This window comes from Stenotrophomonas sp. YJH_SMC_58 (genome assembly GCF_059369635.1).
In genome coordinates this window covers 39,365-56,593 of record NZ_JCAFSW010000013.1, presented here as the reverse complement: position 1 = coordinate 56,593, position 17,229 = coordinate 39,365, and the positions used below count along the sequence as shown (strand labels likewise).

The window sequence follows — 17,229 nt, the reverse complement described above, 5'->3', positions numbered from 1 at the left end:
CCACGGAACCTGCTCGTGCGTCAATGCCGCCGTTTTCCACGGCCCCATCCGATCGTTCTGGTCTGGGCCGTCGCACTGTTCTTCACCACGATTGGAAACATCGCCCTCTGGAAGACGCTGTGGGGGCTGGTCGACCTCAACAGCGTGCGCAGCGTGCTGTTCCTGGTCAGCCTGCCGGTGGTGCTGTTCTGCCTGTTCAACCTGATGCTGACGCCACTGCTGGCACTGCCATTCCTGCGCAGGCCGCTGCTGGCGCTGCTCGTTGTCGTCAGCGCCGCCTGCAGTTACTTCATGCTGCACTACAACGTGCTGATCGATCGCAGCATGGTGCAGAACGTGTTCGAGACCAACCAGGCCGAACTGAACGCCTATCTGTCGCTGCCACTACTGTTGACCCTGCTGGCGCTGGGCGTGCTGCCTGCTGCCGGGCTCGCCCTGGTGCGCACCACCAGCGGGGCCGGTTCGATACGTTCGCTGCTGGTGTGGCCGGCCAGCGCTCTGGCGTCATTGCTGGTACTGCTGGCAATCGGCTTCGCGTTCTACAAGGACTACTCCTCGCTGCTGCGCAACAACCGCTATCTCCGTGACCAGGTGCTGCCGTTGAATGTCGTGCGCCATACCCACGATTATCTGAAAGGCCTCTACAGCGCCCGCCAGCAACCCTTGCGCCCGATCGGCATGGACGCACGGCGCGTACCGGGCCCGCGTCCGAAGCTTGTGGTCATGGTCGTCGGCGAGACCGCGCGATCACAGAACTTCCAGCTCAACGGCTACCCACGCGCGACCAATCCCCGGCTCTCGCGCAAGGAAGGCGTCATCAGCTTCAGTGATGTTTCCTCATGCGGAACCGCAACAGCGATCTCGGTGCCGTGCATGTTCTCGCAGATGACCCGCCGCCAGTATGACGATGTACGCGCAGCGACCGAGGAGAACGTGCTCGGCATCCTGCAGCGCACCGGCATCAGCGTGCTCTGGCGCAACAACAACGGGGGCTGCAAAGGCGTGTGCGAACGCGTGCCGACCGAGGACATGCCCGCGCTGAAGGTGGCCGGCCAATGTGTCAATGCCGACGGCACCTGCTATGACGAGGTGCTGCTGCATCAACTCGGTACCCGCATTGATGCCATGAACGGCGACGCCCTGGTCGTGCTGCACCAGCTTGGCAGCCACGGCCCGACCTACTTCGAACGCTACCCGGCACAGTCGCGGGCATTCAGTCCGACCTGCGACAGCAACCAGATCCAGCAGTGCAGCAACGAGGCGCTGGTCAACACCTATGACAACACCCTGGTCCACACCGACCGCATGCTTGGCAAGACCATCGACCTGCTGCAGGGCTATTCGGACCAGCGTGATGTCGCGCTGATCTATGTGTCCGACCATGGCGAGTCGCTCGGCGAACGTGGCATGTACCTTCACGGCACGCCTTACTTCATCGCGCCGCGCGAGCAGACCCAGGTGCCGATGGTGATGTGGTTCTCACCGGAGTTCAGCCGCAACGCGGGCGTGGACCTGGCCTGCCTGCGCGGGAATGCCCTGCACCGGGCGCACAGCCACGACAATGTCTTCCACTCACTGCTGGGCCTGTTCGGGGTCAACAGTACGGTTTACCGGCGCGATCTGGATGTCTTCGCCGGCTGCCGCGCGTCGGCTTCGCCGGCTGTGGCCACCTCGCCAGCCAAAGAACGGCGCCGGTTGATGCCGGTCGCTGCCCGGAACGTGGCGCGCTACTGCGCCGCCAGGGCGAAATCCAGGCCCGCACAAACCGCCGCCACCTGGGCGTCGTTGCATTCCTGCGGGTTGGTGCGCGGGCTGTCCGGGTAGACCTCGGTGGTGGTGGCAAAGCGCGCGTCGGTGAAGCCGGCGCAGGCGCCGATCGAACGCGATTCACCCCAGACCACGCCCGGCGACTGCAGCGGCAGGCCGACCAGGTTGCCTTCGGCATCGGCCGGGGCGATATGGGTGACCGGGGCCACGGCGGTGATCAATGCCTTCTGGAACTCGGCCTGCGGATCTTCGCTGTTGCCGATCACGTAGAAGCCATCCGGAATGGTGTCGCGCTCGAACGGCTTGCCGTCGCGGGCACAACGCGCCGGATCGAACTCCTGCAGGTCGCTGTCGGTGGTCTCGTGCAGGTCCAGGTGCACCAGCAGGTTCGGCTTACGCTCGGCCACCCAGGCCATCAGGGCGGCGGCTTCCACGATCTGGCCGCCGTCACGGAAGCTGCGGTTGGGGTCGATGGCATCCGGGTTCCAGCGCTGGATGCGCTCGTAGCCCCACGGGCTGACGCACGGCGCCACGATCAGGTTCAGCCGGCCCAGGTAACGCTCCGCCTGCTGCTCCAGGAACTGCAGGGCACCGTGCACGCCGCTGGTCTCGTAGCCATGCACGCCACCGGTGATCAGCGCGGTCGGCAGCGCCGGGTTCCAGTCGTGGTTGACCACGGCGAACAGCGGGTAATGGTCCGGCGCATAGTCCAGCTGGCCGTACTGGATCACATCGAAGCTGTCGTCCAGGCGCTCGAGCGCGGCCACCACGTCGTCGTGGTAGCTGCGCCGGCGCTGCTGGCGGGCCCGCCACTGTGCGCGTTCCGCGTCGCCCCAGGGCTGTCCGGGGGTGCCGATCGGGTAGAACTGCGCAACGGTCATTGGGGAACTCCAGGGGTCGAACGGGATGGGTGCAGCCGGACATTCTAAGCCTTGTCGCGCCTGCGGGCGCCCCCGCCCCGCCCCGCCTTCATCCAGCCGGGGTCATCTGGTTGTAAAATCAATGGTTTTTGGCCCCTCACCCCTTGATGGCGAACGCAGCGCAGCCGGTCCTGGGTGGACCGGAGTTCCTCCGCCTGCTCGCCCGTCTCAGCGACGGCGCGATGCCGGCCACCAGTCCCGCCCTGACCGATCGCCTCGGCCAGTGGGTGGACTGGAGCCGTGCCGTGGCCCTGTCCGGAGCGCTCGGCGGACGCCTGCCCGAGCCCGGTGAAGCCGCCGAAGCGGTCGAGGATGTACTGGCCGACTGCGCCCAGGCGCACGCCAGCCTGCTCGCCTCGATCAGTGAGGATGCCGAGGCCGAGCGCCTGCTGGACCTGGCCGAAGCTGCCGCCGCACCCAACTTCGCCTCGCTGCGCCAGCGCTACCGGGTACTGCAGCAGGCCATCCAGACCGCCACGGGCCGCCTGCGCGGCCGCCTGCGCGACCAGCTGGTGCAGGTTTCGCCCGAGCTGGCGCGGCTGGCCGAGGTCGATGCGGTGATGGAACAGACCCTCACCCCGCGCGAGCACAGCCTGCTGGCCACTGCGCCGGCCGTGCTCGGCGCCCGATTTGAACGCGTGCACGGCCAGCCCGGCTGGCGCACGGCCTTCCGCCATGACATGCGCACGCTGCTGCTCGCCGAGCTGCAGCTGCGCTTCCACCCGATCGAAGGGCTGCAAGACGCCCTGCGCTCCCACTGACCGGAACACCATGTCCAGAACTGCTTTCCATGTCGTTGTCTTCCTTGTCGGCCTGCTGGCCGTGTGCTGGATCGGCATTGGCTACGTTTCGGTGCATCCGCTGGGTGCAGCGGTGGCGGCGATCATCGCGGCCTGCTACATCGCCGGTGGCGTGGAGCTGTACCGCTACCGCCAGGCCAGCAACGGCCTGCGCGCCGCACTGAACGACCTGTCCAGCGCGAAGGAAAGCCTCGCCCCCTGGCTGGAGCGCGTGCCGGTAGCCCTGCGCAACGCCGTGCGCCTGCGCGTGGAAGGCGAGCGCACCGCCCTGCCCGCACCGGTGCTGACCCCTTACCTGGTTGGCCTGCTGGTGCTGCTGGGCATGCTCGGTACCCTGCTGGGCATGATGGACACGCTGCGTGGCACCGGACTGGCCCTGCAGAGCGCGACCGACATGGCCGCGATCCGCGGCTCGCTGGCCTCGCCGGTGCAGGGACTGGCGGTGGCATTCGGTACCTCGATCGCCGGTGTGGCCAGCTCAGCCATGCTCGGCCTGCTGGCGGCGCTGCTGCGTCGGGATCGGCTGCAGGCCGTGCAGCAGCTGGACCGGGCCATTGCAGGCGACCTGCATCCCTACTCGCAGGCCTGGCAGCGCGCCGAGTCGTTGCGCCTGCTGCAGGCACAGTCCGCCGCGCTGCCGGCACTGGTCGACCGCCTACAGGCGATGACACAGACCTTTGAACAGCACAGCACGGCCGCCAACGAGCGCCTGCTGGCCGGCCAGGCCGAATTCCTGACCCAGAGCCAGGCGCTGCAGGAGCGTCTGGCGGTCTCGCTGCAGCAGTCGCTGCGCGAAGGCGCCGAAGCCAGCGCCGCCGCCATCGGTGGCGCGCTGCAACCGATGGCCGAGACCACCCTGGCTGGCCTGGCCCATCACGGCGAAGCACTGCATGCCCGCGTCGAGCAGGCCGTGCAGCAGCAGCTGGCCGGCCTGAGCGACGGTTTCGAACGCAGTCGCGTCGCGACCGAGGCCAGCTGGGCCAAGGTGGTGAGTGAACAGACCCAGGCACAGCAGGCACTGGTGAGCGACCTGCGCCAGCACCTGCAGGCCTTCAGCGATGGCCAGGCCACGCATGCCGAAGCGCTGGTCACACGTATCGGCGAGCGCCTGCAGGCCGATGCACAGGACAATGCGGAGGCCTTGCGTGCTGGCGCCGAACAGCAGCAGGCCCTGAACAGCGCACTGGTCGAGCGCCAGCAGCAGGCGCTGCTCGCAGCTGGTCAGCAGCTGAACGAGCACGCGCAGGCGCTGCTGCAGGCACTGGAGCAGCAGCACAGCGCCAGCCAGTCGTTGCTGCAGGATCACGAACTGCAGCGTTTGCAGGATTGGCAGGCCGTGCAGGCCGCCGCTGCCACCGCGCACGCCGAACTGCAGGCCAGCCTGGACAGCCGCGAGCAGCAACGCCAGGCGCGCTGGGACGCGGTCAGCGCCGAGTTGCAGCAGGCCCACGCCGCCCTGCAGGCGCAGCTGCAGGCCGGCGACGAACAGCGCCTGCAGCGCTGGAGCGATGCTCTGCAGCACGTTTCCACCGAGCTGGCCGAGCGCCTGCAGGCCAATGGCGAACGCCTGGCCGCGCAGCAGCAGCGCGTCTGCGACACGCTGGCGGAGACCGCACAGCAGATCGGCGAGAACGGTCGCGCACAGGCCAGCGCCACGCTGGCCGAAGTGTCCACCCTGCTGCAGACCGCCGCCGCCGCGCCCAAGGCCGCTGCCGACGTCATCAACGAGCTGCGCAGCACGCTGTCCGAGAGCCTGGTGCGTGACAACGCGATGCTGGAGGAGCGCGGACGCCTGCTGGCCACCGTGCAGACCCTGCTGGATGCGATCAACCATGCCTCGAACGAACAGCGCACCGCTGTGGACGCACTGGTCGGTGGCTCGGCCGAGTTGCTGGAACGCGTTGGCAACCGCTTCACCGACCATATCGCCGCCGAGACCGGAAAGCTGGACGGTATCGCCGCAGCGCTCCACGACAGCGCCGGTGAAGTCGGCCAGCTGGCCAGCACCTTCGGCGAAGCGGTCGCGCAGTTCGGCAGCGCCTCCACCGAGCTGTCCGGCCGCCTGGAACAGATCGGCGGCGCACTGGATGCCTCGCTGGCCCGCAGCGACGAGCAGCTGGCCTACTACGTGGCGCAGGCGCGCGAGGTGGTCGACCTCAGCCTGCTGTCGCAGAAGCAGGTGATGGAAGAACTGCAGCAGCTGGCCACGCGTCGCGGCAAGGCCGGCAGCGCATGAGCGACGAGCTGGAGGTCGACGGCGGTTCGCACGCCCCGATCTGGGCCGCCTTCGGCGACCTGATGTCGGTGCTGCTGGGCGCGTTCGTGCTGATACTGGTCGGTGTGGTCGCGGTGCAGCTGGAGCTGTCGCAGCGGCTGGACCAGGAAGTGAAACAGCGCCAGGCCGAAGCCAAGCGCCTGCAGACCCTGGAACAGGCGTTGGCTGGACCGCTGGCCGCCGGCCGCGTGACGCTGGTGGATGGCCGCATCGGCATCAGCGGCAGCGTGCTGTTCGCGCTGAACTCCGACCAGCTGCAGCCGGAAGGCCAGGAGCTGCTGCGCAGTCTGGCCGCACCGCTGGCCGCCTACCTGGGCAGCCGCGAAGAGATCCTGATGGTCAGCGGCTTCACCGATGACGCACCGGTGCGCGAAGGCAATCGGCGTTTCGCCGACAACTGGGAGCTGTCCGCGCAGCGCTCGCTGACCGTGACCCGCACCCTGATCGCCGATGGCGTACCGGCTGACGCCGTGTTCGCCGCCGCGTTCGGCAGCGAGCAGCCGGTCAGTTCCAATGCCAATGAGGAAGGCCGAGCACGCAACCGTCGCGTCGAGATCGCGCCGATTCCCAAGCCCAAGGCTCCGGATGCCAAGTAACCTTTCAGCGCTCGAAGGCCTGCGCGCACTGGTGCGTGACCTCGATGCGGGGTCGCGCTCGCTGCCGCATTACCCGCAGGTGCCGATGCTGCAGCAGGTGCAGCGCGAGTGGTCGGAGCTGCGCAGTGAACTGCAGGTGCGCCGCTCACTGCGCACCGAGGCCCCGGCCGACGGCGGCCCGCTGAACTCAGCGGTGCTGGTGCAGCGCATGCTGGACACGATGCAGGCCACCAGTCCAGGTTACCTGCGACATTTCATCGACTATGTGGATACGTTGTCGTGGCTGCAGGCGCTGCAGGACGGTGCCGCCAGCGGTGCAGATACCGCGAAGCCGAAGCGGACACGCAAGCCGCGCTGAACACGAATTGGTAGTGCCGGCCGCTGGCCCGCATCACAACCAGGCCGACCACGGCCGAGGCGCGCGCAAGCGGCGCTGAACAACGAATGGCCGTGCTGAACATTGACTGGTAGTGCCGGCCGCTGGCCGGCAGCCATGCAACTCCGCGCAGGTCATGAGGTTGCCGGCCAGCGGCCGGCACTACCACTGAGGGTGCTCTGTGCGCCGGAACGCAATCTGCGCTTCGCCCTTGCTTTGGTAGTGCCGGCCGCTGGCCGGCATCACAACCAGACCGACCACGCATACGGATACTCACCAATCTGCCCAGCAATACCGGCGCGTACCGGATTCCCCAGGATGTACAGCGCCTGTCGCGCCAGCGACTCCTCGGCCCTCACTGCGTGATCGAAGTAACCAGGCTGCCAGACCGTACATCGACGCCCCACCAAGCGATTCAGCGCAAGCGCGCTCGACGACTTCATCCGGCGCGCGATGTCGGGAAGGTGAGCTGCGCGCAGCGCGAACATCCAGTGGACGTGATCCGGCATGACGACCCATGCGTGTGACTGTACGAGCCCGCGCTGTTCGATGTAGTGGAACTGGTCGATTACACATGCTGCTGCAGCTTCGCTTTCAAAGAGCCGGCGGCGCTGGTGTGTCGTGGTTGTCAGAACGTAGGACTGGCCGATGATCGAGTGACGGCCCAGACGGAGGCGATGGCTGCTCATGCGCCATGGTGGGTCGATCATGGGGTGTTGGCTGTCAGGCCATGCCTCGATGGGTGTTGGGAGATGTCTGAAGTTGAATGAGGTTGCCGGCCAGCGGCCGGCACTACCGGTGCTGTGGGTTGCCGGCCAGCGGCCGGCACTACCATTGCCCGCAGGCGGCGGTCGGGGCTCAGCCGCGCAGGGTGGCGCCGCCGTCCACGTACAGGTCGCTCATCGCCACATGCCCGGCCTGTTCGGAGAGCAGGAACATCACCGAGTGCGCGATGTCCTCGGGGGTGGCCAGCTTGCGCAGCGGGATGCCGGCCTTGTACGTCTCCAGGCTGCCGGCGATCACCCGCTCGGCACCGTGCGCGTCCTGCCACATGCCGGTCTGCATCGGGGTCAACGTGGACCCCGGGGCGACGATGTTGCAGCGGATGCCCAGCGGCGCCAGCTCCAGCCCGAGGCAGCGGGTGAACATCGTGGCGGCGGCCTTGGACGCGGCATAGGCGGCCATGCCGTGCCGCGGCACGCCGGCGGCATTCGAACTGACGGTGACGATCGCGCCCCGCTGGCGCGGCGACATCACCCGCGCCAAGGCACGCCCAACGTGGAATACGCCATCGGCGTTGACCGCGAACACTCGGCGCCAGTCGGCGTCGCCGGTCTCGGCGACGCTGCCCACGTGCAGCACGCCGGCCACGCTAGCCGCCAGCGTGATCGGCCCGATGCTGGATTCGACCTGATCCACCAGGGCGTCCACCGCTGCGCTGTCGGTCACGTCGAGTGCGAACGACCTGACCCGCGTATCGGCCACGTGTGGCGCCTCACGATCGGTCGCCACCACCGTGCAGCCGGCCTCGGCCAACAGCCGTACCAGTGCCTCGCCGATGCCGCCGGCGGCACCGGTCACCAACGCTACACGGCCTTCAAAACCGGTCAGCTGCATGTTGCGATCTCCTGTTGCTCGTCCCATTGGCGCAGTCGCGCCGACAACCACGGCGCCAGCTGCGCCACCGCATCGCGGCCGGTCAGCTCGGCGTGCAGGAACGGCAGTTCCAGGGCCTGCACCTTGCGCGCGTGGGTCCGCCACAACGCCGACTGCAGCTGTGGTCGCGCCTGGTGATCCCGGCCCGCGCGGACGTGCACCAGCGTGCCGTCGAACGGTTGGTGGATGTGTTCGCGGATCAATCGATTGGTGCCGGTCACCGCGCGCACCACGCCATCGAGCACCACATCCGGCAAGCTGCCGAGTGTACTGCCACCACGTCGCAGGAACGCGAGAATGCGATCACGGCTGTCCAGTTCCGGATGCGCATCCGGGTCATGACCGGCAATCGCCAGCAGTGCCCGCAATGCAGCGATGGCATCGGGTTCCGGCTCGGCCCGCCAGCACTCGCTGGGATAAGCGTCCAGCAGCACCAGCTCGCCGACGTCGCGGCCGATCTCATGCAGGCGCACCGCCATCGCTTGGGCGAGGATGCCACCCACCGACCAGCCCAGCAGATGCACCGGCCCCTTCGGCTGCAATGCGACCACGCGCTGAACGTAGTCGTTAGCCATCGCCTCGATGCTGCTTGGCAGCGGCAGCCGCGCGTCCAGGGCCGGCGACTGCAGGCCATACACCGGGCGTGCCGGCTGCAGTGCCCGGGCCAGGGTGCGGTAGTTCCAGGCGATGCCCCCGGCCGGGTGCAGCACGAACAGCGGCGTGGGCCCGGCAACGTCGGTCGCGGCCAGCGCGATCACTGGCCCCAGTGCGTGATCGGCCAGCGCGGGCGGCTCGGCAATGCGAACTGCCAGCGCGGCCACGGTGGGCTGGGCAAACAAGGCACCCAGACCCAGATCGCAGCGCCAGCGCTGCTCGATCGCCAGCAGCAGGTGCACCGCCGACAGCGAATCACCGCCGAGACTGAAGAAATCTGCATCCACTGCCACCGGCGCCTCACGCCCAAGCGCCTGTGCGAACAGCAACGCCAGTTCCTGTTCCAACGGCGTGCGCGGTGCCAATCCAGCGACCTCATGCTGTGGTGGTTTCGGCAAGGCGTTGCGATCGAGCTTGCCGTTGGCGGTCACCGGCCAGTGGTCCACGCCGACAAACGCCGAGGGCACCATGTAGTCCGGCACACGCGTGGCCAGGTGGCTGCGCAGCGTTACGGCATCGGCAAGCGCCGCTGGCACATAGGCCACCAACCGAGCATCGCCGGGCGCGTCCTGGCGCAGCAGCACTTCCACCCGCTCCATGCCAGGCAGCTCGCGCAGTGCCGCCTCGATCTCGCCCAGCTCGATACGCAGGCCGCGCAGTTTCACCTGGTGGTCGCTGCGGCCCAGGTACTCGACCGCACCATCGCGCCGCCAGCGTGCCACGTCGCCGGTGCGGTAGATACGCTCGCCCGGCAGGAAAGGATCGGCAAGGAAGCGCTCGGTAGTCAGGTCATCGCGACCGAGATAGCCGCGTGCCAGTTGCACACCACCCAGGTACAGGTCACCGGCCACGCCCACCGGCACCGGCTGCATCCGGGCGTCCAGCACGTACAGGCGGGTGTTCCAGACCGGGAACCCGATCGGCACCGGCCGCGAACGATCCTGCGCCGACGCCGGCCAGTAGCTGACGTCCACCGCAGCTTCGGTCGGGCCATACAGGTTGTGCAGCTCGGCGTGCACACGCGCGTGGAAGCGGTCGCGGGACGAAGCATCCAGCGCCTCGCCACTGGTGAACACCCGTCGCAGCTGCAGCTCTTCGGAGGCCGGTGCAGCGAGGAAGGCATCCAACATCGATGGCACGAAATGCGCCGTGGTGATGCCATGCTCGCGGATCAGCCGCGCCAGTTCAGTGGGATCGCGATGCCCGTCCGGCCCGGCGACGACCAGCGTGGCTCCACACAGCAGCGGCAGGAAGAATTCCCAGGCCGAGACATCGAAGGTGGCCGGGGTCTTCTGCAGCACGCGGTCGTCGGCACGGATGCTGTAGTGCTCGCGCATCCACAGCAGGCGGTTGACGATGGCACGATGTTCGATGACCACGCCCTTCGGCTCGCCGGTCGAACCGGAGGTATAGATCACATACGCCGCATCGCTGGGCGCCGGATCGGCCCATGGCGCGGCGAAGCTCAGCGCGGTCCACTGCTCCGGCGCGAGCACCGGTACGCCGGCCATGCGCGCCGAATCCTCGGCCACAGCCAGTACGCACACAGGCTGTGCCGAGGCGAGAATACGCGCCAGCCGCTCATCGGGATGGGCAAGGTCCAGCGGAAGATAGGCCGCGCCTGCGCGCAGCACCGCGACCAGCGCGATCACCAGCTCCAGCGAGCGCGGCAATGCCACCGCCACCACGCTGCCCGGGCCGACATCCATCGCCCGCAGCTGCGCCGCCAGCGCGAAACTGCGCGCTTCCAGCGTTGCGTAATCCAAAGCAGCGTCGCCGAACACCAGCGCAGGCGCGTGTGGGTCCCGATCCATGCCCTGCTGCAGCAGCTCGACCAGGGTCGTCTCCGGCAGCGCGTGCGCGGTGGCATTGAATTCCTGCAGCACCTGCTGCGCCTCCTCGGGCGTCGCCAGGGGCACGGCTGCGATATCGTCAGCCTGCAGCGCCGCCGATACGAAATGCAGCAGCCGCGCCGCGTGCGCCTCGACATCCTCGCGACTGTACAGCGCGGGATTGGCCTCGATTTCCAGATCCAGCAGCGCCTGGCCATCGCCACGGAAGCCCAGCGTCAGGTCATCCACCGGCCCGGTGCACAGCACCTCCGGCGTCGCCTGCACGCCGGGCAGCGCCAGCGCGTTGTAGAACGGCTGCACATTCACCAGCGGACCGTGCAGGCGCTGCTGCGCGCCGACCAGGCCCAGGTCCCGGCGCAGCTGCTCACCGCGGTAACGGCCGTGCTTGCGCCCCTGGCTGAGCTTCCGGCCCAGGCCGCGGGTGAAGGCCTCGACGCTGCCCTCGCCGGCCGCTACGCGCAGCGGCAACACATTCATCACCATCGCCGGCACCCGCGCCGACGCGTTGCCGAGCCGCCCCATGTAGGGCACGCCCAGCACCACTTCATCGGCCGCGCTCATCCGCCGCAGGTACTCGGCCGACAACGCGGCCAGCACATCCGGCCAGGGCTGCAGCCAACGCACCGAGGCCTGCAGCAGCTGCTCACGGAAGGCCGCATCGAGCGGCTGCACCCAGCGCAGCGCGTCGTCACTGGCCGCGAGCGTGCCGGCCAGGCCCACGCCTGCCGGTGCGCCCTGCATGTGCTCACGCCACCACTGCCCGGCCAGCGCGCGGCGCGGATCGGCACGATAAGCGGCATCATCGGCCAGCACGCCCGCCAGCCCCGGCAGTGGCTCACCCATGCGGCCGGCGTACAACGCGCACACGCGATCGGTGAACAGCGCCATGCCATAGCCATCGGCCGCCAGATGATGCACCCGCAGGTACCAGACCCAGCGCTGCCCGCCCAGCTCAAGCAGCACCTGTTGGCTGATCCGGTCGCGGGCGGGGTCGACCGGGCTCAGCCGGTCGGCGTGCATCAGGCTGCGTGCCGCAGCGGCTGGATCAGCCTCGACGGACACATCACGCACCGAAAGCAGCGGCACATGTGCCGGGTCGTACCACTGCAGCGGCTGGCCATCGGCCCCTTCGGCAAAGCGCAGCGCAAAGGCCTGGGCTTCGCCCGCAGCCTGGTCTGCCGCTGTGACGAACGCGGTCACGTCCAGCGGGCCATCGATCCACACCGCGTGCGCGGTATTGAATGACGGATTGTCCGGCGCCAGCCGCTGTGCAAACCACAGTCCGGTCTGGGCCTCGGTCAATGCCACCGGCGTGGCCAGCGCAGCGGCGTTCATGCGTTCTGCGCGGCCTGCAGCGTCTGCACCACGTTCCACCACTGGCGCAGCGTGGTGTGCTCGGCCAACTGCGAGAACTCAATCGGCAGGCCGGTGTTGCCCCAGGCCAGGACCAGGCCGAGCATGCGCATCGAGTCCAGGTCCAGGTCGATCAGGTTGTCGTCGTCACCGATCTCGGCCGGCGTACATTCCAGAATGCGTGCCACGTCGGCGCGCATCCGCTCCAGATCCAGCACCTCAGCGGTGGCAGCCATCACAGCACCTCCAGCAACTGGTCGGTGGTCATCGGCACGCCACAGGTGCGTGCGATCCAATGCAGCGCCTGATCGTGATCGGCGCGCGAGAAGTCCGCCACGGCATCGGCGGCAATGAAGGCCTCGATATCACGCTGGAACGCTTCGACCACGGTCGCGGTGCAGCCGATATGGGCGTACACGCCGGTCACCAGCAACTGGTCGCGGCCACGCACCCGCATCAGCGTCTCCAGGTTGCTGCGCTGGAACGCGCTGTAACGGTGCTTGACCAGCACGTGCTCGCCCGGCTGCGGTGCCAGCGCGTCGATGATCGGTTCATGGTCGGCGCTGCGGCGCATGCCCGGTCCCCACAGGTCGGCCTGCAGGCCACGGTCACGGCGATCCTGGTCGCCATGCTGGGCGGTGTAGAACACCGGAATACCGCGCGCGCGGCAATACGCCAGCAGGCGTGCGATGTTGTCCACGGCCGGCCGCAGCGGTGCATTGCCGGCGTCGAATGCGGCCAGGAAGTAGCGCTGCATGTCGTGCACCAGCAAGGCGACACGATCGCGCTGCGGGCGCCACGGGCCGCGTGCCTGCGGCAGTTCGGCGGCGGTCGGCAAGGGGTAATCGGTGATACGGGGCAGCGCCATCAGCGCGTTCCTCCTGTCTGTTGCAGATGACGCGCACGCAACTGCGCGCGCAGTTCGCGGCGGCTGATCTTGCCGACCGCGGTGGTATCGAAACTGTCGACGAACACGACCTGGTCGGGCACCTTGAACGCCGCCAGGCCGCGCCCGCGCATCCAGGACTTCAGCGCCGGCGCCTTGAACGGTTCGCCCTGCGGAATCACGAAGGCACAGCTGCGCTCGCCCAGGTACTCGTCGGGAATGGAGACCACGGCCGCATCGAACACACCGGGGTGGGCCAGCAGGTGATCTTCGATCTCTTCGGCGGAGATCTTCTCGCCGGCACGGTTGATGTGGTCACCGGCGCGGCCCTGCACCACCAGGTAGCCTCCGGGCAGCTGCTGCACACGGTCACCGGTACGATAGAAGCCGTCATCGGTGAACGAGCGCGCATTGGCCACCGCGTCGTTGTGGTAGCCGCGGATGGTGTACGGCCCACGGGTGAGCAGATGCCCCACCTCGCCTTCGGCCACCGGCTGGTCATGGTCATCGACCACGCGCACTTCATCATCCGGACTGATCGGCCGGCCCTGGCAGGCCACGATCAGCTCCTCCGGGTCATCCAGCCGCGTGTAGTTGACCAGGCCTTCGGCCATGCCGAACACCTGCTGCAGCGTGCAGCCAAGGCCATCGATCACCCGCCGTGCGGCTTCCGGCACCAGTTTGGCGCCGCCTACCTGCAGTACCTGCAGGCTGGACAGGTCATGCTTGCTGGTGGCGGCGGCCTGTGCCCACAGCAACGCCAGCGGCGGCACCAGCCCACAGCAGGTCACCTGCTCGCGGGCGATCAGCGGGAAGGCCGCATCCGGACCGGGGCCGGGACTGAGCACCACGCGGGCGCCGGCATACAGTGCGCCGAAGAAGCCCGGCGAACTCATCGGGAAATTGTGCGCGGCCGGCAGCGCGACCAGATAGACGCTGTCGCGGTCGATGCCGCAGAGGTCATTGCTGGCGCGGAACGAGTAGATGTAGTCGTCGTGGGTGCGCGGAATCAGCTTGGACAGCCCGGTGCTGCCTCCGGAAATCTGCAGGAACGCCACCGACTGCGGGTCCGGATCGGACGGCAGCTGGCTGCGATCGCCCTGCAGTGCCTCCAGCGCGATGAACTCCGCCGCATCGCCGTCGATCACCACATGGCAAACCGCTGGCACTTCGGCCTGCAGCGCCCTTGCCAACCCGCGATGATCGAAGCCATCGTGCAGCGTGGTGGTGATGTAGGCACTGGCTTCCGCCTTGCTGGCGAAGTGGACCAGCTCGGTGATGCGGTGCGCCGGCAACGCATACACCGGCACCAGGCCGGCGCGGAACAGGCCGCAGACCGTGGTGATGAACGCGGCGGTATTGCCCAGCTGCACCAGCACCCGTTCGCCAGGCTGCAGGCCGAGCGCCAGCAGGCCGGCACCGATGCGGCCTGCCTCATGCCACAGCTGCGCATAGCTCAGGCGTACGTCGCCGGCGACCACCGCGATGTCATCGGCATAGCGTTCTGCACGCTCGCGCAGGAAACCCGGGAAGGTCTCGCCACGCCAGTGACCGGCTTCGCGATAGCGCGCCACCAGCGTATCGGGCCACACCTGCTGCAGCGGCAGGCGGGAAGAGTCAGTGGAGGTACTCATGCGGCAGGCTCGATGGCGGGCGCGGATTCATGGACACCCAGCGCGTTCAACAGGGCAGCGAACTTCGCTGCGGTTTCGGCCACCTCGGCCTCGGGGTGTGACTCGGCGACGATGCCGGCACCGGCATACAGGCGCAGCTGCGTGCCCTGCAGGCACGCGCAGCGGATCGCCACGTACCAGTCGCCGTCACCCTGCGCGTCCAACCAGCCCACGGCACCGGCGTAGAAGCCGCGCGGCACCGGTTCCAGCTCGCGGATGCGCTGCAGCGCCGCCAACCGTGGCGTACCGCAGACTGCCGGCGTGGGGTGCAGCTGCGCCAGCAGTTCGGCGGCAGACGCCTGCGGATCCTTCAGGGTGGCGTGGATGCGGGTGCCCAGGTGCCACATGCTGGCGGTGGCATGCAGCACCGGGCGCGGCTGCGCATCGATGTGGCTGCAGTACGGTGCCAGGCCCTCGACGATGGCTTCGACCACGTGGCGGTGCTCGTCGTGGTCCTTGGCCGAGGCCAGCAGCGCCTGCGCCGCACGCTCGTCCTCGGCGGCATCGGCGCTGCGCCGCGCGGAACCGGCCAGCGGATGCGACAACAGCTCGGCGCCGCGCTTGCGCAGCAGCAGTTCCGGCGTCGCCCCCACCAGCCAGGCCGGTGCCTGGCCCAGCTCCACCGGCAACGGCACCGCGTAGGTCGCCACCGACGGATCCGCGCCCAGGCGTGCCAGCAGCACGTCCGGAGACAGCGCCTGGCGGGTGCGTGCCAGCAGGCTGCGCGCCAGCACCACCTTCTGCAGGCTCAGTTCGGGCGCGCGCAGTACCTGCACCGCCGCGGCAACCGCTGACGCATAGTCCTGCGGCGCAGGCTCGGCGCGCAGGGCACCGTCCAGCGGCGGTGCGGCCTGCGGCTGCAGTGCCAGCGCCGGCAGCAGGCGCTCGGGCTGGAACAGCGCATCGTCCGCACGCGGTTCGAACGGCACTGCGCCAACCAGCAGGCCCGGGCCGCCACGCTGCCGGGCAAAGAACGCCGAGACGCGTTCTGCCAATGTCGCCAGTGCACCGGCCGGCAGCGTGGCGCGGCAGCCGCGTGCATGCACGTGCTGGCCGGCATGCTGCAGCAGGAACAGCGACGCGTCGTCGGTGCTGTCCAGTGGCGCTGGCGCAGCCTCCGGCCACGCGCCCTGCATCAGGGAATCGTTCATGGGGTCTCCTTCATCCGATGCGCTGCAGCCAGCGCGCACAGCAACAGCAGCAGCGCACCGACCAGCAGGTAAGGCAGGCTTGGCCCGCCGCGATACAACAGCGTGCCGAGCATCGGCCCGGCCACCATGCCCAGCCCCTGCGCGGCAGCGACGGTGCCGGCGGCGGCGCCCTGCTCGTGCGCCTCCACCGCATCGGCGGCCAGCGCCTGGAACGAGGGGAATACGAAGCCCATGCCAAACGCGGCCAACGCATACGCCGCCGGCAACTGCCAGCCCTGCTGCACGCCCGCCACCGAAGCAAAGCCAATGCCGGAAATCAGGGCGCCAAGGACGATCCAACGGCGTGGATGCACCTCCAGCTTCATCACCAGCGCCTGCGCCAGGATCAGGCCGACACCAACGGCGGTAAGTGCGATGCCGGCCATGCGTGCACCGGCCGCCGCATCCAGGCCCAGGCGATCAATCGCGAAGAAGCCGACCGTGACCTGCGCGATGGTCACCGAGACCATCGCGATGAACGCTGCCAGCTGCGGCAGGCGCAGGCGCGCGTCGAGACGGCTCATCGGCGCGCGGCGCTGCGCGGAAACACCCACCACCGGCGGCGTGGCCGGCAGCCGCCAGGCCAGCAACGCCAGTGCCAGCAACGGCAGCAGCGCGGCCACGTACAGCGCCAACGACAGGTTCGTATAGGCCAGCCAGCCCGCGGCGGCCGGGCCGAGCACCATGCCCAGCGCGTTGGCGCTACCCAGGCGGGCGAGGAACTTCGCACGTTGGCCGGTCGGTGCCTTGTCGGCGATGAGCGCGGCTGCGGTAGGAGGCACCGCCGCGTAGAACAGGCCGATCAGGCCACGCGCGCCGACCAGCACCAGCACCGACACCAGTACCGGCGGCACCGCCTGCAGGGCGACGTCGATGAACACCGCCAGTGCGATGTAGACCGCCGTATAGGCACTCATCGCCAGGATCAGCACGCGCTTGCGCCCAATGCGGTCGCTGAGCTGGCCCCAGGGGCGCGCGGCCAGCATCCACAACACGCCTGCGGCGGTGACCGACAGGCCGGCATGCCACTCGGACAGGCCGAGCATGCGGACCACCGGGCCGATCACGGCGACGAAGGACATCATCGCCATGGTGCCGATCAGGGCAGCCAACACCAGCGCCGGCAAGCCGGGAACGACGGGACGTGCGTGCATGGAACACCAGCCGTAACAGGAAAGGATGGGCGGGCGCACCTGCGCGCCCCACCCGGCACCGGCCCTGCTCAGGACC

The 17,229-nt window shown here is 68.7% G+C and carries 14 protein-coding genes; 5 read left to right on the top strand and 9 right to left on the bottom strand.

All coding sequences use genetic code 11. From position 1 onward, the window contains the following. Positions 1 to 15: 15 nt before the first annotated feature. Positions 16 to 1,824 (top strand): phosphoethanolamine transferase EptA, encoded by a 1,809-nt coding sequence (gene eptA, locus AC5P68_RS15975; RefSeq protein ID WP_495217111.1) that lies wholly within the window; start codon positions 16 to 18, stop codon positions 1,822 to 1,824. On the opposite strand, the gene AC5P68_RS15970 is transcribed toward eptA, so the two are convergent. Then, complete coding sequence (locus AC5P68_RS15970) at positions 1,728 to 2,648, bottom strand: M14 family metallopeptidase (RefSeq protein ID WP_043396360.1); 921 nt, start codon at positions 2,646 to 2,648, stop codon at positions 1,728 to 1,730. The genes eptA and AC5P68_RS15970 overlap by 97 nt on opposite strands. Before the next feature lie 146 nt (positions 2,649 to 2,794). On the opposite strand from AC5P68_RS15970, the gene AC5P68_RS15965 reads away from it, so the two are divergent. From AC5P68_RS15965 to AC5P68_RS15950, 4 genes are read left to right on the top strand one after another with little or no spacing between them, the layout of a single operon-like run. Then, on the top strand, positions 2,795 to 3,448 hold the full coding sequence (locus AC5P68_RS15965) for a DUF3348 family protein (RefSeq protein WP_010485248.1): 654 nt from the start codon (positions 2,795 to 2,797) through the stop codon (positions 3,446 to 3,448). A gap of 10 nt (positions 3,449 to 3,458) precedes the next feature. Continuing rightward, entirely contained in the window at positions 3,459 to 5,723 is a 2,265-nt protein-coding gene (locus AC5P68_RS15960) for a DUF802 domain-containing protein (protein WP_288418531.1), read from the top strand. Further along, complete coding sequence (locus AC5P68_RS15955; protein ID WP_005409939.1) at positions 5,720 to 6,358, top strand: OmpA family protein; 639 nt, start codon at positions 5,720 to 5,722, stop codon at positions 6,356 to 6,358. The genes AC5P68_RS15960 and AC5P68_RS15955 overlap by 4 nt, the downstream gene beginning before the upstream one ends. Next, positions 6,276 to 6,716: a DUF2894 domain-containing protein gene (locus AC5P68_RS15950; RefSeq protein WP_414497964.1), complete on the top strand. Its 441-nt coding sequence runs from the start codon at positions 6,276 to 6,278 to the stop codon at positions 6,714 to 6,716. The genes AC5P68_RS15955 and AC5P68_RS15950 overlap by 83 nt, the downstream gene beginning before the upstream one ends. A gap of 260 nt (positions 6,717 to 6,976) precedes the next feature. Here AC5P68_RS15950 and AC5P68_RS15945 read toward each other — a convergent pair whose 3' ends face one another. The 8 genes from AC5P68_RS15945 to AC5P68_RS15910 all read right to left on the bottom strand — a co-directional run bounded on the left by AC5P68_RS15945 (position 6,977) and on the right by AC5P68_RS15910 (position 17,153). Continuing rightward, a complete protein-coding gene (locus tag AC5P68_RS15945; protein WP_231523034.1) occupies positions 6,977 to 7,423 on the bottom strand; it encodes an REP-associated tyrosine transposase in 447 nt (148 codons plus the stop codon). A 169-nt stretch (positions 7,424 to 7,592) separates the two neighbouring features. Further along, positions 7,593 to 8,351: a 2,3-dihydro-2,3-dihydroxybenzoate dehydrogenase gene (locus AC5P68_RS15940; RefSeq protein WP_231523035.1), complete on the bottom strand. Its 759-nt coding sequence runs from the start codon at positions 8,349 to 8,351 to the stop codon at positions 7,593 to 7,595. Then, positions 8,342 to 12,232, bottom strand: coding sequence for an enterobactin synthase subunit F (locus tag AC5P68_RS15935; protein ID WP_414497963.1), 3,891 nt, complete (start codon positions 12,230 to 12,232; stop codon positions 8,342 to 8,344). The genes AC5P68_RS15940 and AC5P68_RS15935 overlap by 10 nt, the downstream gene beginning before the upstream one ends. Then, a complete protein-coding gene (locus AC5P68_RS15930) occupies positions 12,229 to 12,486 on the bottom strand; it encodes a phosphopantetheine-binding protein (RefSeq protein WP_049452224.1) in 258 nt (85 codons plus the stop codon). The genes AC5P68_RS15935 and AC5P68_RS15930 overlap by 4 nt, the downstream gene beginning before the upstream one ends. Beyond that, positions 12,486 to 13,118 carry an isochorismatase family protein gene (locus AC5P68_RS15925; RefSeq protein WP_231523037.1) on the bottom strand — a complete coding sequence of 211 codons (633 nt, stop codon included), beginning with the start codon at positions 13,116 to 13,118 and terminating at the stop codon, positions 12,486 to 12,488. Before AC5P68_RS15925 ends, AC5P68_RS15930 begins: the two co-directional genes overlap by 1 nt. Continuing rightward, the gene (locus tag AC5P68_RS15920) at positions 13,118 to 14,770 is read right to left on the bottom strand and encodes a (2,3-dihydroxybenzoyl)adenylate synthase (protein WP_231523038.1); all 1,653 of its coding nucleotides are present in this window, start codon (positions 14,768 to 14,770) and stop codon (positions 13,118 to 13,120) included. Before AC5P68_RS15920 ends, AC5P68_RS15925 begins: the two co-directional genes overlap by 1 nt. Further along, entirely contained in the window at positions 14,767 to 15,960 is a 1,194-nt protein-coding gene (locus tag AC5P68_RS15915) for an isochorismate synthase (RefSeq protein WP_231523039.1), read from the bottom strand. The genes AC5P68_RS15920 and AC5P68_RS15915 overlap by 4 nt, the downstream gene beginning before the upstream one ends. Then, the gene (locus AC5P68_RS15910; RefSeq protein WP_231523040.1) at positions 15,957 to 17,153 is read right to left on the bottom strand and encodes an MFS transporter; all 1,197 of its coding nucleotides are present in this window, start codon (positions 17,151 to 17,153) and stop codon (positions 15,957 to 15,959) included. Before AC5P68_RS15910 ends, AC5P68_RS15915 begins: the two co-directional genes overlap by 4 nt. Positions 17,154 to 17,229: the final 76 nt, after the last annotated feature.